The organism is Serratia sp. FGI94, from assembly GCF_000330865.1.
Taxonomy (GTDB): Bacteria; Pseudomonadota; Gammaproteobacteria; order Enterobacterales; family Enterobacteriaceae; genus Serratia_B; species Serratia_B rubidaea.
The window spans coordinates 4,806,268-4,826,140 of sequence record NC_020064.1; the positions used below are offsets into that span (position 1 = coordinate 4,806,268).

Sequence of the window (19,873 nt, forward strand, 5' to 3'; positions counted from 1 at the left end):
TGTAAGGGTGAGATTTTCCCAGGAAAATCGAGCGACATTGTTACTTGTCACCGTACCCCCAACGCATCGACGCTTTGCTCGTTCTTTTCATCAGACAATCTGTGTGGACACTGCACAGTCAGGATATCTTTCGGTAAGGAGGTGATCCAACCGCAGGTTCCCCTACGGTTACCTTGTTACGACTTCACCCCAGTCATGAATCACAAAGTGGTAAGCGCCCTCCCGAAGGTTAAGCTACCTACTTCTTTTGCAACCCACTCCCATGGTGTGACGGGCGGTGTGTACAAGGCCCGGGAACGTATTCACCGTAGCATTCTGATCTACGATTACTAGCGATTCCGACTTCCTGGAGTCGAGTTGCAGACTCCAATCCGGACTACGACGTACTTTATGAGGTCCGCTTGCCTTCGCAGGTTCGCTTCTCTTTGTATACGCCATTGTAGCACGTGTGTAGCCCTACTCGTAAGGGCCATGATGACTTGACGTCATCCCCACCTTCCTCCAGTTTATCACTGGCAGTCTCCTTTGAGTTCCCGGCCTAACCGCTGGCAACAAAGGATAAGGGTTGCGCTCGTTGCGGGACTTAACCCAACATTTCACAACACGAGCTGACGACAGCCATGCAGCACCTGTCTCAGAGTTCCCGAAGGCACCAATCCATCTCTGGAAAGTTCTCTGGATGTCAAGAGTAGGTAAGGTTCTTCGCGTTGCATCGAATTAAACCACATGCTCCACCGCTTGTGCGGGCCCCCGTCAATTCATTTGAGTTTTAACCTTGCGGCCGTACTCCCCAGGCGGTCGATTTAACGCGTTAGCTCCGGAAGCCACGCCTCAAGGGCACAACCTCCAAATCGACATCGTTTACGGCGTGGACTACCAGGGTATCTAATCCTGTTTGCTCCCCACGCTTTCGCACCTGAGCGTCAGTCTTCGTCCAGGGGGCCGCCTTCGCCACCGGTATTCCTCCAGATCTCTACGCATTTCACCGCTACACCTGGAATTCTACCCCCCTCTACGAGACTCTAGCTTGCCAGTTTCAAATGCAGTTCCCAAGTTAAGCTCGGGGATTTCACATCTGACTTAACAAACCGCCTGCGTGCGCTTTACGCCCAGTAATTCCGATTAACGCTTGCACCCTCCGTATTACCGCGGCTGCTGGCACGGAGTTAGCCGGTGCTTCTTCTGCGAGTAACGTCAATGGATGAACGTATTAAGCTCACCACCTTCCTCCTCGCTGAAAGTGCTTTACAACCCGAAGGCCTTCTTCACACACGCGGCATGGCTGCATCAGGCTTGCGCCCATTGTGCAATATTCCCCACTGCTGCCTCCCGTAGGAGTCTGGACCGTGTCTCAGTTCCAGTGTGGCTGGTCATCCTCTCAGACCAGCTAGGGATCGTCGCCTAGGTGAGCCATTACCCCACCTACTAGCTAATCCCATCTGGGTTCATCCGATGGTGTGAGGCCCTAAGGTCCCCCACTTTGGTCTTGCGACGTTATGCGGTATTAGCCACCGTTTCCAGTGGTTATCCCCCTCCATCGGGCAGATCCCCAGACATTACTCACCCGTCCGCCGCTCGCCGGCGAGGAAGCAAGCTTCCTCCCGCTGCCGCTCGACTTGCATGTGTTAGGCCTGCCGCCAGCGTTCAATCTGAGCCATGATCAAACTCTTCAATTAAAAGCTTGATTCGCTAAGTTAATAGCTGTTGCTCAAAGATTACTGCATGAATTTTACTTCAGTTAGTCACTCTTCAAGACTTGATATTTTTTGCATCCGAAGATGCTGGATATCGTCTTGTGAGTGCCCACACAGATTGTCTGATAAATTGTTAAAGAGCATCGCCGGAGATAATTCTCATCGGCGCGGGCTGCGTATACTACGCTTTTCACCCGGAGAGTCAAGCGTTTATTTCGCTTTCTTCTCGCTGACCCGGCGGCTTGTCAGTCGTTGTTCCCGGTCAGTGGAGGCGCATTATAGGGAGTTCTCAGAACGCCGCAACCCCTAATTTAAAAAAACTTTTCAACTGCGTTATTTTTCAGCAAAAGGGGCTAAAAAGCGCATTTTTACATCACTTTTTCCGACAAACAGCCATAAAACCCCGCGCTCAGTAGAGTAAAATAACAGTAACGACGTAAGCCAAGGACCCGCAGCCATGCAACTAGATGCTCAACAACAGGCCGCACAACGCAATCTTTCTTATTTACTGGCGGAAAAACTCGGCCAACAGATTCTGGCCGGCGAGTTTAAAGCGGGCAGCATTCTGCCCGGAGAAATGGAACTGGGGGAAACGTTCGGCGTTAGCCGCACCGCCGTACGGGAAGCGGTAAAAATACTGGCGGCCAAAGGCATGCTGCTGCCGCGACCGCGCATCGGCACGCGGGTGATGCCGCAAAACCACTGGAACTTCCTCGACCAGGAGCTGCTGACCTGGTGGATGACGCGGGAAAACTTCGATCAGGTGATGCAGCACTTCCTTATACTGCGTACTTCGCTGGAGCCGCAGGCCTGTTCACTGGCCGCCATACAGGCCGATGAAGAACAACGGGCGCAGCTGACGGCGCTGATGGCGGAAATGCGCGCCCTGCACGATGATTTTGACCGCGAACGCTGGATACAAGTGGACACGCAATACCACCAGCTGATTTACGCCTCCAGCGGCAATCCATTCCTGATCTCATTCTCTAACCTGTTCAGCTCCGTATATCAGAGCTATTTCAGGGCGATAACCAACAACGAAGTGATCAAACTGCAGCAGCACCAGGATATTGTCGACGCCATACTGGCCAAAGACGCCCAGGCCGCCTTTAAGGCATGCCAGATTCTGTTAGGCGAAAAAAATCCCTCTTCTATATAGAAGAAGGAAATCACCCGGGATTAAGCAGGAAAACAATGACGAAAAACGCGCGCAGTATGGCAGGGTTGCCCTGGATAGCCGCTATGGCGTTCTTTATGCAGGCGCTGGACGCCACCATTCTCAACACCGCTTTACCGGCGATAGCCCAGAGCCTGGAACGTTCGCCACTGGCCATGCAGTCGGCGGTCATCAGCTATACCCTGACCGTCGCGATGCTGATTCCGGTGAGCGGCTGGTTGGCCGACCGCTTCGGCACGCGCCGGATATTTATCTTTGCCGTTTCGCTGTTTACGTTGGGTTCATTGCTGTGCGCGCTCTCCCCCAGCCTCAGTTTCCTGGTGATATCCCGCGTGATTCAGGGCGTCGGCGGTGCGATGATGATGCCGGTGGCGCGCCTGGCGTTACTGCGCGCCTACCCGCGCAGCCAGCTGCTGCCGGTCCTGAACTTTGTCACCATGCCCGGCCTGGTGGGGCCGATTCTCGGCCCGATGCTCGGCGGCTGGCTGGTGACCTACGCCACCTGGCACTGGATTTTCCTTATCAATATCCCTATTGGCCTGCTCGGCATTCTGTACGCACGCAAATATATGCCGGACTTCACCACGCCAAAACGGCCGTTTGATTTTCTCGGCTTTATGCTGTTCGGTTTGAGCCTGGTGATGATATCCACCGGCCTGGAGCTGTTCGGTGAACGCGTGCTGGCCAGTTATATCTCTCTGGGCGTATTTTTAAGTGGGTTTGTGATGCTGGCAGGCTATATCGCCCATGCCCGTCGCCGTACGCAGCCTTTGATCGGTCTGGACTTATTCAAGACGCGCACGTTCTCCGTCGGCATTGCCGGCAACGTCGCCTCGCGCCTTGGCACCGGCTGTATTCCCTTTTTGATGCCGCTGATGCTGCAGGTGGGTTTCGGCTACTCGGCGATCGTCGCCGGCTGCATGATGGCGCCAACCGCCATTGGCTCTCTGCTGGCCAAGTCGACCGTGTCACAGGTGCTGCGCTGGTTCGGTTACCGCAGCACGCTGGTCGGCATTACGGTGATTATCGGCGTGTTGATTGCGCAGTTTGCCCTGCAAAGCCCGGGCATGCCGCTGTGGCTGCTGATTATTCCGCTATTTTTACTGGGCATGGCGATGTCGACCCAGTTTACGGCGATGAATACCATCAGCCTGGGCGATCTTAGCGACGCCAATGCCAGTTCAGGCAACAGCGTGCTGGCGGTAACCCAGCAGCTCTCCATCAGTTTCGGCGTGGCCGTCAGCGCGGCGGTATTGCGCTTTTACGACTCGCTGTCGCTGGGCACCATGATCGACCACTTCCACTACACCTTTATTACCATGGGGATGGTCAGCGTCGCCTCCGCGCTGGTGTTTATGCTGCTGCGCAAAAAAGACGGCCGCAATTTGATTACCGGCAAGGAGAAGCGCGCCAAAGTCAGCTGAGCTGCCCCACCGAGGCGCGCTCCACCAGCTCAGGAGTCAGTACCATCACCTGTGCGGCACGCTGTGGGTTCTGCAGGCGATTGATCAGCGCATCGATCGCCAGTTCGCCCAGCGAGTCTTTCGGCTGATGAATGGTGCTTAACGGCGGCGCCAGATACTTCGCCAGTTCAATATCGTCGTATCCCATCACCGCCATATCCTGCGGCACACACAGCCCGGCCTGGAACAATGCCTGGTATACACCGACGGCCACCGCGTCATTGCCGGCGAAAACCGCATGCGGCGCGACCGGCAAGGCAAGCAGTTGCTGCATGGCGCGTACGCCGCCTTCAAACTCAAAGTCGCAATGCACTTCATAACCCGGCAGGATCGGCAATCCCGCCTGCTGCATCGCCCGGCGGTAGCCCTCCAGACGGTTGCGCGCGGTGGTTTTATCCTGTGGCCCGGCAATGCAGGCAATCTGCCGGTAGCCGCGGGATATCAGATATTGCGTGGCCATTTCGCCGCCGAGCAGGGAGTTGTCCTGAATAATGTCATTCGCCCCTTCAAAAGGCGCCCAGTCCATCATCACAATGGGGAGTGACGGGTAACGCCTCAGGTTCGCCGGCGACGGCCGGTGATTTTCGGTGCACATCACCAGCAGCCCGTCGACACGCTTTTGCAACAGCGTTTCCATACTGCGGTTCATCCGCGCCGCATCTTCTTCGGTGTTGCACAAAATCAGGCTATAGCCACGCTCGTAACAGCTACGCTCCACGCCGCGCACCACTTCGGCATAAAACGGGTTATTGCTGGCGGTGACCAGCATGCCGATGGTATGCGTTTGTTTGAGCTTCAGGCTGCGCGCCAGCGCCGATGGCGCGTAGTTCAACTGCTCAACCGCCGCCATCACTTTGTCTCGCACCGCATCGCTGACAAAGCGATTGTTATTAACCACGTGCGATACGGTAGAGGTTGATACGCCCGCCAGACGGGCGACATCTTTCATGGTGGCCAAAAATTTACTCCTGCCGCTGCAAAAAGGCGTCGATCTCTTCACGCCACGGCACGGAAGGCTGGGCCCCCGGGCGCGTCACGGCAATCGCCGCGGCGGCATGGCCGAAGCATACGGCGTCCTGCATCGCTTTGCCTTCCAGCAGCGCCGTCAGCAGCGCGCCGTTAAAGGTATCGCCGGCGGCGATGGTGTCGACGGCTTCAACCTTAAAGGCCGGCACCAGTTTGCCCTCACCGCGCTCACTCAACCACACGCCGCGGCTGCCGAGAGTGATCAGTACCGTCTCGATGCCTTTCTGGTGCAGCGCCTGCGCTGCACGTGCGGCATCCTGCTCACTGTCCACCGCAATACCGGTCAAGCGCTCCGCTTCGGTTTCGTTCGGGGTGATCATATCCAGCATCGCCAGCAGTTCATCCGGCAGTTCACGCGCCGGCGCCGGGTTGAGGATCACCCGCGTCTGGTGCTGTTTTGCCAGACGCGCGGCGGCGATCACCGTCTCAAGCGGTGATTCAAGCTGCATCAGCAGGGCGTCGGCATCGCTCACCCGTTGCTGATAGCGCGCCAGATATGCCGGCGTTAATGCCGCATTGGCGCCGGCATCAATACCGATCACGTTTTCACCCTCACCATTAACGAAAATTAACGCCACGCCGGTGGTGCAGTTTTCAATCGCTTCTATCGACTGCGTATCAACACGATCGGTCGCCAACTGCCGGCGCACCCGTTCGCCGACGTCGTCGGCGCCCACGCAGGCAATAAAGGCAATATCGGCGCCGCTGCGGCCGGCGGCCACCGCCTGGTTGGCCCCTTTGCCGCCGAACGCCACCTTATACTGTTTCCCGATCACCGTTTCGCCCGGACGGGGAAATTGCTCAATATTAAGGATATGGTCGGCATTGATACTGCCCAGAACCACCAGCTTTCCTGTTTCCATCGCATGGATTCCTTTAACAGCGCGCCATCGGCAGGTCTGCTCCGATGGCGCAGGTATGACTTATTTGGTGACCAGTTTCAAATCAACCGGGATGGTTGTCGCTACTTTTTCGCCTTTCAGCACTTTATCCGCGGTTTCCACGCCGATAACGCCGATTTGATCGGGACGCTGCGCCACCGTCGCCGCCAGTTTGCCGCCTTCCACCGCCTTAACCCCGTCGGCGGTGCCGTCAAAGCCAACAACGATCACGTCGCTTTTCCCGGCGGTTTGCAGCGCGCGCAGTGCGCCCAGCGCCATTTCATCGTTCTGGGCAAATACCGCCTGCACGTCCGGGTGCGCCGTCAGCAGGTTCTGCATCACGTTCAGCCCTTTGGTGCGATCGAAATCTGCCGGCTGGCTGCCCAGCAGTTTGAACTTATGCTGTTCCTGCGACTGTTTAAACCCTTCGCCGCGCTCACGGGCAGCGGAGGTGCCGGCAATGCCTTCCAGCTGAATCACTTTGGCGTCCGCGCCGACCTTATCGGCAATAAAGTCGCCGGCCATTTTACCGCCAACGCGGTTATCGGAGGCGATATGGCTCACCACCTCACCTTTAGTCGCCACGCGATCCAGCGTGATAACCGGGATTTTCGCCTGGTTGGCCATTTTAATCGCATTGCCGACCGCATCGGAATCCGTCGGGTTGATCAGCAGCATTTTAGGGTTCTGCACCATCAGATCCTGCACGTTGGCCAGCTCTTTCGCCGGGTTATTCTGCGAATCCAGCACCACCAGCTTATAGCCCAGCTTGTTCGCTTCCTGCTGCGCGCCATCCTTCATCGACACAAAGAACGGGTTATTCAGTGTGGAGACCACCAGCGCGATGGTGTCTTTCGCCAACGCATTGGCACTCAGGGTGGCGCTCAGCGCCACCGCGGAAACCAGCATCGTTAATTTTTTCATTTTCATGGTCGTTATTCCTGTAGGGGGAGGTTACTTGTTACTTTTATTGTCTACCAGTACCGCCAGCAGTATCACCACCGCCTTGACGATCATTTGATAGTAGGAAGAAACACCCAGCAGATTCAGCCCGTTGTTCAGGAAACCGAGGATCAGCGCGCCGATCAGGGTGCCGACGATGCGTCCCTTGCCGCCCGCCAGGCTGGTGCCGCCCAGCACCACCGCGGCGATGGCGTCCAGTTCATAACCGGTGCCGGCGGTAGGCTGCGCCGAGGACAGGCGTGCGACTTCAATCACCCCGGCCAGCGCCGCCAGCAGGCCGCACAGCGAATATACGATGATTTTCACGCGGTCTACGCTGATGCCGGACAGCCGCGTCGCCGCTTCATTGCCCCCCAGCGCGTAGATATAACGGCCCAGGCGGGTATGCTGCAGCAGGTACCAGACGGCAATAAACACGATCGCCATAATCCAGATCGGCGTCGGCACGCCCAACGGACGGCCGATGCCGAACCAGCCAAACGCGTCGGCCACATCGGTAAAGCCGGTATTGACCGGGCTACCGTTGGTGTACACCATGGTGACGCCGCGCAGCAGCAGCATCATCACCAGGGTGGCGATAAACGCCTGCACCTTGCCTTTGGCGACGATAACCCCGGTACAGGCGCCAACTGCCGCACCCAGCGCCAGCGCAGCGGCCACCGCCACCAGCGCATTGACTTCCAGCCCGACGATCGAAGCCGCCACCGCGCCGGTGAGCGCCAGCAGCGATCCCACCGACAGATCGATGCCGGAGGTCAAGATCACCAGCGTCATGCCTACCGCCATAATGGCATTGACCGAGGTCTGCTGCAGAATATTGAACAGGTTATTGAGCGTGAAAAAGTTCGGGCTCATGGTCGATACCACGGCGATCAGCACCAGCAGCGCAATCAGCGACTTCTGCTCCAACAGCCATTCTTTACTGAACCAGCGCCTGGTTGCGATAGTCTGAGAACTCATAGTTAATTACTCCTGCTTTGCGCCGTATTGCTTGCCGACGGCCGCGGCCATCAACGCTTCCTGAGTGGCCTGCTCAATCGGGAACTCACCGCTGATGTGGCCTTCGTGCATCACCAGTACGCGGTCGCTCATTCCCAGGACTTCCGGCATCTCCGAAGACACCAGAATGATGCTGAGCCCTTCCTGTTTGAACTGGTTGATAAGTTGGTAAATCTCTTTTTTTGCCCCGACGTCGACGCCGCGCGTCGGCTCATCAAGAATCAGCACCTTAGGCCGCGTCATCAGCCCGCGGGCAATCGCCACCTTCTGCTGATTACCGCCGGAAAGCAGGCCGATCGGCTGCTCCATGGACGGGGTTTTAATGTTAAACAGGCGAATAAAATCCCCCACCGCCTGCCGTTCTTCAGCCTGCTTCAGGCTGCCGCCCAGGCGGCTGAAATAGCGCAGCGCGGTCAGCGACATGTTTTCTTTGACCGACATACCGAGCACCAGGCCGTCGCGCTTGCGGTCTTCGGAAATATAGACAATGCCGTTCGCCAGCCCGTCCTGCGGCGAGCGGCACAGCACTTCGCGACCGTCCAGCCGCACGCTGCCGCCCTTGCGCGGCGCGGCGCCGTAAAGAATTTTCATTAATTCGGTACGACCGGCGCCCATCAGCCCGGCAACGCCAAGAATTTCACCGCGATACAGGGTAAAACTGACGTCCTGCACGCCGGGGCCGGACAGCCGGCTGACTTCCAGCCGTTTATTGCCGCGCGGCAGGTTCAGCCGCGGGTATTGGTCTTCCAGCTTACGGCCGACCATCATTTCAATCAGCTGCTCTTCCTGCAGCTCACGCACCGGCCGCTCGGCAATAAACTGGCCATCGCGGAAGATGGTGACGTCATCGCAGACCTCGAAAATCTCTTTCATCCGGTGCGAGATATACACAATGCCGCAGCCCGCCGCCTTCAGTTCGTTGATCACCTTAAATAAGGAGGCGGTCTCGGTGTCGGTCAGCGCGTCGGTAGGCTCATCCATAATGATCACCTGCGACTCAAAGCTCAGCACCTTGGCGATTTCCACCATCTGCTGATCGCCAATCGACAGCTCACCCACCAGGCGGTGGCTGCTGTAACGCAGGTTAAGGCGCTTTAACAGCTTGTCCGCCTCGGCGTACATGCGTTTCCAGTCGATACGGCCGAAGCGGTTAACAAACTCGCGGCCGAGAAAGATGTTCTCCGCAATGGTCAGCTGCGGGATCAGGTTCAGCTCCTGGTGAATAATACCGATACCGGCATCCTGGGATGCTTTTGGCCCGTGAAACGCCACCTCTTTACCGAGGAAACGCACGCTGCCGGCATCCTTGCTGTAGATGCCGGTCAGCACTTTCATCATGGTGGACTTGCCGGCGCCGTTTTCCCCCACCAGCGCCATCACCCTGCCGGGGTAAACGCTGAGCGCCGCCCCGGACAGCGCCTTCACGCCGGGAAACGCCTTATCTATCCCGGTCAGTTGCAATAAAGGTTGCATAAATGCCTCAGAAAGTTACGCCGGCGCACAGGATGACGTTCGCATAGGGCGAACACTCCCCGCTGCGGATCACCGCCCGGCTGTGCCCGGTTTGCGCTTTGAAATCGCTGTGGCTGATATAGCGTACGCTGACGGTATTGCCCTGCAGCTGACCCAGTTGCGTCAGCTGCGCCAACAGCGCGTGATGGAGCGAGGGGTTTTGTGTGACGAGTTCCTCGGCCAAAATGGCGCTTTCTACCTGCATCTCCTGCGTTACCGCGGCAAACAGCTGTAAAAACGTCGGCACTCCGGCCATCAGCGCCACATCGATGCGTTCTACGCCGGCGGGGATCGGCAGACCGGCGTCGCACAGGGTGAGCTGGTCGGTATGGCCGAGGCGAGAAACCACCGCGGATATGTCGGCATTAAGCAGCACGCCTTTTTTCATTTCTTTCGCTCCACTTATTCTTTACCAGCGAAACGTTTCGCTTGTCGTGGAGTGTAAAAAATCAACAAAGGAAGGCAACTGCCACGGTGTGGAAATGTGATCGCTATCGAAACGTTTCGATACTGACGCGGCTATGCCGGCAAAAAGAAAGGGGCGTCGCATGCGACGCCCCCGAGAGAAGAGATAACGAAACCTTATATTTCGACCTGCGTTCCCAGCTCGATAACCCGGTTCGGCGGAATTTCAAACTGATCCGGCGCCCGCAGCGCATTACGGCTGAGCGCAATAAACAGTTTACCGCGCAGAAACAGGTACCACGGCCGTTTGCTCAACAGCAGCGACTCATGCGACATAAAGAACGAGGTCTCCATCATGCGACACGGCAAGCCTTCCAGGCCGCAGCGGTGGAACACCTCTTCAACGTTCGGCGTTTCACGCCAGCCGTAGCTGGCTACCACGCGCCAGAAGGTCGGCGACAGCTGCTCGATGGTGACCCGCCTGACGTTATGGACATACGGCGCATCTTCGGTACGCAACGTCAGCAGCACTACGCGCTCGTGCAGCACCTTGTTATGTTTGAGATTGTGCAGCAGCGCAAACGGAATGACGTTGGTGGCGCGCGACATAAACACCGCGGTGCCCGGCACCCGCACCGGCGGCGACTTCTCCAGCGAGGCGATCAGCGCCTCAAGGGAATTGCCGTGCTCATGCATGCGGCGCAACAGGCGAAAACGTTCGCTCTTCCAGGTGGTCATGACAATAAACATCATCAGGCCGATGGTCAGCGGCAGCCAGCCGCCGGAGAACAGCTTCAGCGCGTTGGCGGAGAACATCGGCACATCGATCAGCAGCAAAATGGTCAATATTCCCACCGCCAGGAAGCGATTCAGGTGCCAGTTTTTAATCGCCACCGAGGTCACCAGAATGCTGGTCAGCACCATGGTGCCGGTTACCGCAATGCCGTAGGCCGCCGCCAGATTGCTCGAGTGTTCAAAGCTGACGATCACCAGCACCACCGAGATATACAGCAGCCAGTTAATCACCGGAATATAGATCTGGCCGGACTCCATTTCCGAGGTATGGATAATGCGCATCGGCGGCAGATAGCCCAGACGCACCGCCTGGCGGGTCAGGGAGAAGACGCCGGAGATCACCGCCTGCGAAGCGATCACCGTCGCCAGCGTGGCCAGAATCAGCAGAGGAATCAGCGCCCAGTCCGGCGCCAGCAGAAAGAACGGGTTTTTGATCGCTGCCGGGTTCTTTAACAGCAGCGCGCCCTGGCCGAAGTAGTTCAGCACCAGCGACGGCAGCACCACGGTGAACCAGGCCAGACGAATCGGGAATTTACCGAAGTGCCCCATATCGGCGTACAGCGCCTCAACGCCGGTGATCGACAGCACCACCGCCCCCAGGGCAAAGAACGACACTTTCTTATATTCGATAAAGAAGTGCAGCGCCCATTTCGGGTTCAGCGCCTGCAGCACTTCCGGATTGTCGATAATGCTGCGTGCGCCAAGCAGCGCCAGCGTCAGGAACCAGATCAGCATCACCGGGGCAAACAGTTTGCCCACGCTGCCGGTGCCGTGCTTCTGGATAATAAACAGCAGCGTCAGCACCAGGATCGCCAGCGGTATAATGTAGGGATCCAGCGCCGGCGCGGCGATTTCCAGACCTTCGATCGCCGACATCACCGAGATCGCCGGGGTGATCACCACCTCGCCGTAAAAGAAGCTGCCGCCTATCAGGCCGAGTATCACCAGCACCGCGGTCGCGCGCGCCGAGGTATTGCGGCCGGCCAGCGACATCAGCGTTAAAATACCGCCTTCGCCAGCGTTGTCCGCCCGCATCACATAGGTGAGGTATTTCAGCGAGACAATAATGACCAGCATCCAGAAAATCAGCGACAGGAAGCCAAACACCACGTCGGGCCGGACATCAAAACCATAATGACCTGAAAAACACTCTCTCAGGGTATAAAGCGGGCTGGTGCCGATATCGCCATACACCACGCCGATAGCCGCCAGGGTTACCGCCGCCAGGGACTGCTTACGTTCTGTGCTCATAATTCGCTTTCTTGATTAGAACTACCGTCTGCGCTGTATCCGCCAGTACGGGCTCCAAGATCCGTTACGTCCACTAAAAACCGCACAGTATGCACGAATACCTTAGGTTGCCTACTCTATAAAATGTCTAAGAAAAACGACAAAGTGTGAGCAAACAATACATTTGATAATAGAAAGTTTTGGCTAATCAACCAGCTATACCATTAAAAATGATGGTGGTTTATCATCGCCCATTCGGACAAGATTGGCTAAATTATCTCGGACAACGCGAAAAATCTTATGGCGTCTTCATCACTACTGGCAGAACGAATTTCCCGGCTCAGCAGCGCGCTTGAGAGCGGCCTTTATGAACGTCAGGAAGCCATCCGGCTCTGCCTGCTGGCGGCGTTAAGCGGCGAGAGCGTGTTTCTGCTCGGGCCGCCGGGCATTGCAAAAAGTCTGATCGCCCGCCGCCTCAAATTCGCCTTCCGCCATGCCCGTTCCTTCGAATACCTGATGACCCGCTTCTCCACCCCGGAAGAGGTCTTCGGCCCGCTCTCCATTCAGGCGCTCAAAGACGAAGGCCGCTACCAGCGCCTGACCGACGGCTACCTGCCGGAAGCGGAGATCGTGTTCCTCGATGAAATCTGGAAGGCCGGCCCCGCCATTCTCAACACCCTGCTGACCGCGATTAACGAACGCCGCTTCCGCAACGGCAACAGCGAAGCGCCGATACCGCTGCGCCTGCTGGTCACCGCCTCAAACGAACTGCCGGAGGCCGACAACAGTCTGGAAGCGCTGTACGACCGTATGCTGATCCGCCTGTGGCTGGACAAGGTGCAGGATAAACAGAACTTCCGCTCGCTGCTGACCAACCGACAGAGTGAAAACCAGAACCCGGTGCCGGAAGCGCTGAGCGTCAGCGATGAAGAGTTTCACCAGTGGCAAGCGCAGATCGATAAGGTTCAGCTGCCGGAAAACTGCTTTGAGCTGATCTTCCTGCTGCGCCAGCGGCTGGATGCGCTGGAGCAGGCGCCCTATGTTTCCGACCGGCGCTGGAAAAAAGCGCTGCGTTTATTGCAGGCCTGCGCCTTCTTCAGCGGCCGCGAGTCCATTGCCCCGCTCGACCTGATGCTGCTGAAAGACTGCCTGTGGCACGATCTGGCCTCCATGAAGCTGATGCAGCAGCAGATTGACCAGCTGCTGAGCGAGCAGGCCTATCAGCAGCAGCCGCTGCTGATCCAGCTGCAGCAGTTACATACCCGCTGGATGCAGCATCAGCAACAGCAGAGCGATCGCCGGGCCATCAGCCTGGTGAAAAAAGGCGGCATGTTCAGCCGCAAGCCGCAGTATGCGCTGGGCGAAACGCTCGGCAGCGGCACGCTGACGCTGCTGCTGCAAAAACCGCTGCAGTTGCACGATATTCAGGTAAACCATTTGAGCATCGACAGCAGCGCACTGGAAAACTGGCTGCAAAAAGGCGGCGACGTACGCGCCAAGCTCAACGGCATCGGTTTCGCCCAGCAGATTGATTTGGACGTAGATGAGCAGCTGCACCTGACGGTGCTGGACGTCAGCCGTCAGCCGTCGCTGCTGGCGCTGCCGGGCAAACAGACCAGCGCCACGCCGCCGGAGCTGCTGGAGGAGCTGGATACCCTGATGCAGCGGCTGGCGGAGCAGCGCCGGTTGTTTAGTCAGCATCAGCCCTGCCTGTTCACCCCGGCTGCCGGCCTGGCCAGGATAGAAGCCAGCCTGCTGCAGGTGGCGGAGCAAATAAAACAGCAACAACAGCAAATGCTGGGCCAGTAACCATGCTGAACCTGGAAACGCTCAACCTGCTGCTGGCCATTACCGAAGGCGAGCTGATCGAGGATATGATCGTCGCCATGCTGGCCGCGCCGCATCTGTCTGCGTTCTTCAGGAAATTTCCGGCGCTGCGCCGCGCGCTGGATCGCGACCTGCCGCGCTGGAAACTGCAGTTAAAACAGCGGATCCAGGAGGCGATGGTGCCGCCGGCGCTGGCGCAGGAGTTCTATCGTTACCAGCAGTGCCAGCTAGAAAGCAACGCGCAGTTTTATCAAAACCTCAACGACACCCTGGAGCTGTTGCGCCAGCTGGTTTCCCCCTTCTATGAACAGGCGCGCAAGCTGGTGGACGCGGCCGATCTGCCCAACCACCCGCCGGACGACAGCTTCCAGACCCTGTTTCTGCAGCGGTGGCGCATCAGCCTGACGCTGCAGGCCACCATGCTGCACCACCAGCTGCTGGAACAGGAGCGCGAACAACTGATGGCGGAGCTGCAGGAACGGCTGACGCTGAGCGGCGCGCTGGAGCCGGTGCTGGCGGAGAACGATACCGCCGCCGGCAGGCTGTGGGATATGAGCAAAGGGCAGCTGCAGCGCGGCGACTATCAGCGGCTGGTGGAATACGGCAACTTTCTGCAAACCCAGCCCGAGCTGAAAAAGCTGGCCCAGCAGCTGGGACGCAGCTACGAGGCGAAAGCCATTCAGCAGCAGGATGCGCAGCCGGAGCCGTACCACGTCATGGTGCGGGTGCCCGCCACGCTGCCGGAAGAGGTGAACGGCGTGCATCAGAGCGATGATATCTTACGCCTGCTGCCGCCGGAGCTGGCGACGCTCGGCATTGAGGAGCTGGAACTGGAGTTTTACCGCCGCCTGCTGGAAAAACAGCTGCTGAGCTACCGCCTACAGGGAGACGCCTGGCAGGAGAAGCTGATGATCCGTCAGGTGACTTATCAACAGCAGGATCAGCAGCCGCGCGGTCCGTTTATCGTCTGCGTCGATACCTCCGGTTCAATGGGCGGCTTCAACGAACAGTGCGCCAAGGCGTTTTGTCTGGCGCTGCTGCGCATTGCGCTGGCGGATAACCGCCGCTGCTACATCATGCTGTTCGCCAACCAGATCGTTCATTACGAACTGACCGCCGCCAGCGGTATCGAACAAGCGGTGCGCTTTCTCGGTCAGCATTTTCGCGGCGGCACCGATCTGGCGGCCTGCCTGAGCGCAACGGTGGGAAAAATGGCGGAGAGCGGCTGGTTTGATGCCGACGCGGTGATTATTTCCGACTTTATCGCCCAGCGGCTGCCGGATGAGGTGATCAAAAAGGTGAAACAGCAGCAGCAAAGCCACCAGCAGCGTTTTCATGCGGTGGCGATGTCCGCCTACGGCAAACCCGGCATTATGCGCATCTTCGATCATATCTGGCGCTTTGATACCGGGTTAAAAAGCCGCTTAATGCGCCGCTGGCGGCGCTAAACGCGCGTTACAGCAGGCCTTCCACGCTGGCGCGCACTTCCGGCGACCACACGCCGCACTGCACCTGACCGATATGCGGCAGCTGCAGCAACAGCATCACCAGACGCGACTGGCCGATACCGCCGCCGATGGTCTGCGGCATTTCCCCCTTCAGCAGCGACTGGTGCCACTCCAGCTGCAGGCGATCTTCATCTTCCGTCAGGGCCAGCTGACGCTGCAGTGCATCGGCGTCAACGCGGATGCCCATTGAAGAGATCTCGAAGGCGTCTTCCAGCACCGGGTTCCACACCAGAATATCGCCGTTGAGGCCGGACAGTCCATCCGGGCAGACGGTGCTCCAGTCATCATAATCCGGCGCGCGCACGTCGTGCGAGCGGCCGTGCGACAGCTTGCCGCCGATGCCGATCAGGAATACCGCACCCAGCTCTTTGGCAATCGCCCGCTCACGGCCTTTGGCGTCCAGCTCCGGGAAACGCTGCAGCAGCGCTTCGCTGTGCACAAAGTGAATCTGCTCCGGCAGGAACGGTGCCAGACCATATTCACGGCTTATCGCCGCTTCGGTTTCCTTAATCGCGCTATACAGGCTGCGCACGGTGCTTTTCAGGTGTTCCAGGCTGCGTTCGCCATCACCCATCACCCGCTCCCAGTCCCACTGGTCGACGTACACCGAGTGAATGGCGCTCAAGCGATCTTCATCCGGACGCAGCGCCTTCATATGGGTATACAGACCCTCGCCGGCGCTGAAGTCATGGGCGCCCAGGGTTTTGCGTTTCCACTTGGCCAGCGAATGCACCACTTCAAAGGTCGCATCCGGCAGGGTTTTCACCTTGACCTGCACCGCTTTCTCGCTGCCGGACAGGTTATCCTGCGTGCCGTCGCCCAGGCGGCTGAGGATCGGCGCCTGAACTTCAATCAGGCCCAGCTGCTGTTCCAGCTGGCGGGAGAAGAACGATTTCACAAAGCTGATTTGTTGTTGTTTTTGGATAAACTGTTTTTTCATTGCCGTATCTCTTAATACCCTGTCTCTGTTGCTGATGATTAAGCAACACAACGGCGCCGCAATTCAATATCCATCAAACAATATTGCGCTTTGAGTTTTAATCGTTCATTTTTAAGCGGTGATAATTCAATAAACCATAATTTATGGGGGATAAAATGGCGGAAATTTATCAGATCGATAATCTCGATCGCGGCATTCTCAACGCGCTGATGGCCAACGCGCGTACGCCTTATGCCGAGCTGGCGAAAACCTTTGCCGTCAGTCCGGGAACCATCCACGTGCGCGTCGAGAAGATGAAGCAGGCGGGCATCATTACCGGCGCCCGGGTCGATGTGAACCCCAAGCAGCTGGGTTACGACGTCTGCTGTTTTATCGGCATTATATTAAAGAGCGCCAAAGACTACCCTTCGGCGCTGAGCAAGCTGGAAAGTCTGGAAGAAGTGGTCGAAGCCTACTACACCACCGGCCATTACAGCGTGTTTATCAAGGTGATGTGCCGCTCGATCGATGCGCTGCAACAGGTACTTATCAACAAGATCCAGACGATTGATGAAATTCAGTCGACGGAAACGCTGATCTCGCTGCAGAACCCCATTATGCGCACCATCGTCCCGTAACGGATTTTTACTATACCCATATTATCCACAGGTAGATCCCCGGCGATTCACAGCGTACAATGCTGCCTCTTTGCAGCAGGTTGAGATCATTCATGGCAGACATTACTCTGATCAGCGGCAGTACGCTTGGCAGTGCTGAATATGTGGCGGAACATCTGGCCGAAAAACTGGAAGACGCCGGTTTTTCCACCGAGATGCTGCACGGGCCTGAACTGGATGAACTGACGCTGTCCGGACGCTGGCTGGTGGTCACCTCCACCCACGGCGCCGGCGAACTGCCGGATAATCTGCAGCCGCTGTGGGACGAGATCAGTGAACGTCAGCCTAATTTATCTCAGGTGCAGTTCGGCGCCGTCGGTCTGGGCAGTTCGGAGTACGATACCTTCTGCGGCGCGATCGTGCAGATCGACGATCTGTTACAGGCGCGCGGTGCGAAAAGGATCGGCGATCGGCTGGAGATCGACGTGACGCAACACGATATTCCGGAAGATCCGGCGGAAGAATGGCTGAAAAGTTGGATTAATTTACTCTGATTCGTTCAAAGATCGTGCGAACGATTGTGTATAACTAAGCTTAAAAGCAGGGTAAAAGCGGTAGTTATCCAAATAACAACTGCCGTATGCTTTTTGTCCTGTGCATAAGTCACTATTTAGATCCCAGCTTATCAGCGTCAGGATCACCGATCATTCACAGTAAACGATCCTTTCTAATTTTCTGATCTCTATCGTGAATCCTCAGTTATCCACAGAGGATCGCGATCCTAATAAGAGATCTAATAAAGAGATCTTTAAATAAAAAAGATCTTCTTTTAATTACCCGACGATCCGTACCGCTTGGTCGATCGACTAAACTTGAGTAGAATCCCCCACCCCAGGGCAAACAACGATCGTTCGCAATACGGCGAGGTGCAGTTCCATGTTTTATCCAGAGCAATTTGACGTCATTATCATCGGCGGCGGCCATGCCGGCACCGAAGCGGCGATGGCCGCGGCAAGAATGGGGCGTCAAACCTTATTACTGACGCACAATATTGATACGCTGGGGCAAATGTCTTGCAACCCGGCGATCGGCGGTATTGGTAAAGGGCATCTGGTTAAGGAAATTGATGCGCTGGGCGGCCTGATGGCAACGGCGATCGACCATGCCGGCATTCAGTTTAGGATACTAAACGCCAGCAAAGGCCCTGCGGTACGCGCCACCCGCGCCCAGGCTGACCGCGTGCTTTATCGTCAGGCCGTACGCACCGCGCTGGAGAACCAGCCCAATCTGATGATCTTCCAACAGCCGGTTGAGGATCTTATGGTTGAGAACGATCGGGTGGTCGGCGCCGTTACGCAGATGGGACTGAAATTCCGTGCAAAAGCGGTGGTGCTCACCGTGGGGACGTTCCTCGACGGCAAAATTCATATCGGCCTGGAAAACTACAGCGGTGGACGTGCCGGCGATCCGCCTGCCATTTCACTGTCACAGCGTCTGCGTGAACTGCCGCTGCGGGTTGACCGTCTGAAAACCGGTACTCCGCCGCGCATTGACGCACGTACCATCGATTTCAGCGTTCTGGCTGAACAGCATGGCGATACGCCGACGCCGGTATTCTCGTTTATGGGCAATGCCGATCAGCACCCGCGTCAGGTGCCGTGCTATATCACTCATACCAATGAAAAAACCCATGACGTGATCCGCAATAACCTCGATCGCAGCCCGATGTATGCCGGGATCATCGAAGGGATCGGACCGCGTTACTGCCCGTCGATCGAAGACAAGGTGATGCGCTTTGCCGATCGCAACGCACACCAGATCTTCCTCGAGCCGGAAGGGCTGACCAGCAACGAAATCTATCCGAACGGCATCTCCACCAGTCTGCCGTTCGACGTGCAGATGCAGATCGTCCGCTCAATGGAAGGGATGCAGAATGCCCGTATTATTCGTCCGGGTTACGCCATCGAGTATGATTTCTTCGACCCGCGCGATTTGAAACCGACGCTGGAAAGCAAATTTATTCAGGGTCTGTTCTTCGCCGGCCAGATTAACGGCACCACCGGTTACGAAGAAGCCGGTGCGCAGGGTCTGCTGGCCGGTCTGAACGCCGGCCGCTATGCCAGTGAAGACGAAGGCTGGGCGCCGCGTCGCGATCAGGCCTACCTCGGCGTGCTGGTGGACGACCTGTGCACGCTGGGCACCAAAGAACCGTACCGCATGTTCACCTCCCGGGCGGAATACCGCCTGATGCTGCGTGAAGACAACGCCGATCTGCGCCTGACGGAAAAAGGCCGCGAGCTGGGCCTGGTGGATGATGTCCGCTGGGCGCGCTATAACGACAAGCTGGAACAGATCGAACGTGAACGTCAGCGTCTGCGCGACGTATGGCTGCACCCGCATTCAGAAAACGTCGAGCAGGTGAACACCCTGCTGAAAACGCCGCTGTCGCGCGAAGCCAACGGCGAAGAGCTGCTGCGCCGTCCGGAAATGGATTACGCGCTGCTGACCTCCATCGACGCTTTCCAGCCGCCGCTGGCCGATACCCAGGCCGCCGAACAGGTGGAAATTCAGGTGAAGTACGAAGGGTATATCGCCCGTCAGCAGGAAGAGATCGAACGCCAGCAGCGCAACGAGAACACCTTGCTGCCGCTCGACCTGGACTACCAGCAGGTTTCCGGGCTGTCGAACGAAGTCATCGCCAAGCTCAACGACCATAAACCAACCTCTATCGGACAGGCGTCGCGCATTTCGGGGATTACCCCGGCGGCAATCTCCATTCTGTTGGTATGGTTGAAGAAGCAAGGTCTGCTGCGCCGCAGCGCATAAATCTGCATTTTTAGCGGCCGATTGCCCAATG

General features: G+C 57.4%; 15 protein-coding genes and 1 rRNA gene. 7 read left to right on the top strand and 9 right to left on the bottom strand.

Annotated elements, in window-relative coordinates; genetic code table 11:
* Positions 1-134: 134 nt before the first annotated feature.
* Positions 135-1,676 (bottom strand): 16S ribosomal RNA (locus D781_RS21955).
* A gap of 475 nt (positions 1,677-2,151) precedes the next feature.
* On the opposite strand from D781_RS21955, the gene D781_RS21960 reads away from it, so the two are divergent.
* Together D781_RS21960 and mdtD are read left to right on the top strand one after the other, a co-directional pair.
* A complete protein-coding gene (locus D781_RS21960; RefSeq protein WP_015962414.1) occupies positions 2,152-2,853 on the top strand; it encodes a FadR/GntR family transcriptional regulator in 702 nt (233 codons plus the stop codon).
* A gap of 35 nt (positions 2,854-2,888) precedes the next feature.
* Positions 2,889-4,295, top strand: coding sequence for a multidrug transporter subunit MdtD (gene mdtD, locus D781_RS21965; RefSeq protein ID WP_015962415.1), 1,407 nt, complete (start codon positions 2,889-2,891; stop codon positions 4,293-4,295).
* Here the strand turns inward: mdtD and rbsR are convergent.
* The 7 genes from rbsR to kup form a co-directional block, all read right to left on the bottom strand.
* A complete protein-coding gene (gene rbsR, locus D781_RS21970; protein WP_015962416.1) occupies positions 4,288-5,292 on the bottom strand; it encodes a ribose operon transcriptional repressor RbsR in 1,005 nt (334 codons plus the stop codon). The genes mdtD and rbsR overlap by 8 nt on opposite strands.
* A gap of 4 nt (positions 5,293-5,296) precedes the next feature.
* Positions 5,297-6,223: a ribokinase gene (gene rbsK, locus D781_RS21975; protein WP_015962417.1), complete on the bottom strand. Its 927-nt coding sequence runs from the start codon at positions 6,221-6,223 to the stop codon at positions 5,297-5,299.
* Positions 6,224-6,283: 60 nt separating this feature from the next.
* The gene (gene rbsB, locus D781_RS21980) at positions 6,284-7,171 is read right to left on the bottom strand and encodes a ribose ABC transporter substrate-binding protein RbsB (protein ID WP_015962418.1); all 888 of its coding nucleotides are present in this window, start codon (positions 7,169-7,171) and stop codon (positions 6,284-6,286) included.
* A 24-nt stretch (positions 7,172-7,195) separates the two neighbouring features.
* A complete protein-coding gene (rbsC, locus tag D781_RS21985) occupies positions 7,196-8,164 on the bottom strand; it encodes a ribose ABC transporter permease (RefSeq protein ID WP_015962419.1) in 969 nt (322 codons plus the stop codon).
* Positions 8,165-8,170: 6 nt separating this feature from the next.
* A complete protein-coding gene (rbsA, locus tag D781_RS21990; protein ID WP_015962420.1) occupies positions 8,171-9,676 on the bottom strand; it encodes a ribose ABC transporter ATP-binding protein RbsA in 1,506 nt (501 codons plus the stop codon).
* Between the two features lie 7 nt (positions 9,677-9,683).
* On the bottom strand, positions 9,684-10,103 hold the full coding sequence (gene rbsD / locus D781_RS21995) for a D-ribose pyranase (RefSeq protein ID WP_015962421.1): 420 nt from the start codon (positions 10,101-10,103) through the stop codon (positions 9,684-9,686).
* A gap of 194 nt (positions 10,104-10,297) precedes the next feature.
* Complete coding sequence (kup, locus tag D781_RS22000) at positions 10,298-12,166, bottom strand: low affinity potassium transporter Kup (protein WP_015962422.1); 1,869 nt, start codon at positions 12,164-12,166, stop codon at positions 10,298-10,300.
* 279 nt (positions 12,167-12,445) lie between these two features.
* Here kup and ravA point away from each other — a divergent pair, with 279 nt between their 5' ends.
* Together ravA and viaA are read left to right on the top strand one after the other, a co-directional pair.
* On the top strand, positions 12,446-13,954 hold the full coding sequence (gene ravA, locus D781_RS22005) for an ATPase RavA (protein WP_015962423.1): 1,509 nt from the start codon (positions 12,446-12,448) through the stop codon (positions 13,952-13,954).
* Positions 13,955-13,956: 2 nt separating this feature from the next.
* The gene (viaA, locus tag D781_RS22010) at positions 13,957-15,420 is read left to right on the top strand and encodes an ATPase RavA stimulator ViaA (protein WP_015962424.1); all 1,464 of its coding nucleotides are present in this window, start codon (positions 13,957-13,959) and stop codon (positions 15,418-15,420) included.
* 7 nt (positions 15,421-15,427) lie between these two features.
* Here the strand turns inward: viaA and asnA are convergent, their stop codons facing one another.
* Positions 15,428-16,420, bottom strand: a complete 993-nt coding sequence (gene asnA / locus D781_RS22015) for an aspartate--ammonia ligase (protein WP_015962425.1) — start codon at positions 16,418-16,420, stop codon at positions 15,428-15,430.
* Between the two features lie 155 nt (positions 16,421-16,575).
* Here asnA and asnC point away from each other — a divergent pair, with 155 nt between their 5' ends.
* The 3 genes from asnC (at position 16,576) to mnmG (ending at position 19,842) form a co-directional block, all read left to right on the top strand.
* Positions 16,576-17,037, top strand: coding sequence for a transcriptional regulator AsnC (asnC, locus tag D781_RS22020; RefSeq protein ID WP_015962426.1), 462 nt, complete (start codon positions 16,576-16,578; stop codon positions 17,035-17,037).
* Positions 17,038-17,129: 92 nt separating this feature from the next.
* Positions 17,130-17,570, top strand: a complete 441-nt coding sequence (gene mioC, locus D781_RS22025; RefSeq protein WP_015962427.1) for an FMN-binding protein MioC — start codon at positions 17,130-17,132, stop codon at positions 17,568-17,570.
* A gap of 382 nt (positions 17,571-17,952) precedes the next feature.
* Entirely contained in the window at positions 17,953-19,842 is a 1,890-nt protein-coding gene (gene mnmG / locus D781_RS22030; protein WP_015962428.1) for a tRNA uridine-5-carboxymethylaminomethyl(34) synthesis enzyme MnmG, read from the top strand.
* The last annotated feature ends 31 nt before the right edge of the window (positions 19,843-19,873 follow it).

Coding starts and splice junctions, on each gene's coding strand:
- mioC (WP_015962427.1), top strand. CDS start 17,130: ATGGCAGACATTACTCTGATCAGCGGCAGTACGCTTGGCAGTGCTGAA.
- asnA (WP_015962425.1), bottom strand. CDS start 16,420: ATGAAAAAACAGTTTATCCAAAAACAACAACAAATCAGCTTTGTGAAA.
- D781_RS21960 (WP_015962414.1), top strand. CDS start 2,152: ATGCAACTAGATGCTCAACAACAGGCCGCACAACGCAATCTTTCTTAT.
- ravA (WP_015962423.1), top strand. CDS start 12,446: ATGGCGTCTTCATCACTACTGGCAGAACGAATTTCCCGGCTCAGCAGC.
- rbsA (WP_015962420.1), bottom strand. CDS start 9,676: ATGCAACCTTTATTGCAACTGACCGGGATAGATAAGGCGTTTCCCGGC.
- mnmG (WP_015962428.1), top strand. CDS start 17,953: ATGTTTTATCCAGAGCAATTTGACGTCATTATCATCGGCGGCGGCCAT.
- viaA (WP_015962424.1), top strand. CDS start 13,957: ATGCTGAACCTGGAAACGCTCAACCTGCTGCTGGCCATTACCGAAGGC.
- kup (WP_015962422.1), bottom strand. CDS start 12,166: ATGAGCACAGAACGTAAGCAGTCCCTGGCGGCGGTAACCCTGGCGGCT.
- asnC (WP_015962426.1), top strand. CDS start 16,576: ATGGCGGAAATTTATCAGATCGATAATCTCGATCGCGGCATTCTCAAC.
- rbsD (WP_015962421.1), bottom strand. CDS start 10,103: ATGAAAAAAGGCGTGCTGCTTAATGCCGACATATCCGCGGTGGTTTCT.
- rbsC (WP_015962419.1), bottom strand. CDS start 8,164: ATGAGTTCTCAGACTATCGCAACCAGGCGCTGGTTCAGTAAAGAATGG.
- rbsB (WP_015962418.1), bottom strand. CDS start 7,171: ATGAAAATGAAAAAATTAACGATGCTGGTTTCCGCGGTGGCGCTGAGC.
- mdtD (WP_015962415.1), top strand. CDS start 2,889: ATGACGAAAAACGCGCGCAGTATGGCAGGGTTGCCCTGGATAGCCGCT.
- rbsK (WP_015962417.1), bottom strand. CDS start 6,223: ATGGAAACAGGAAAGCTGGTGGTTCTGGGCAGTATCAATGCCGACCAT.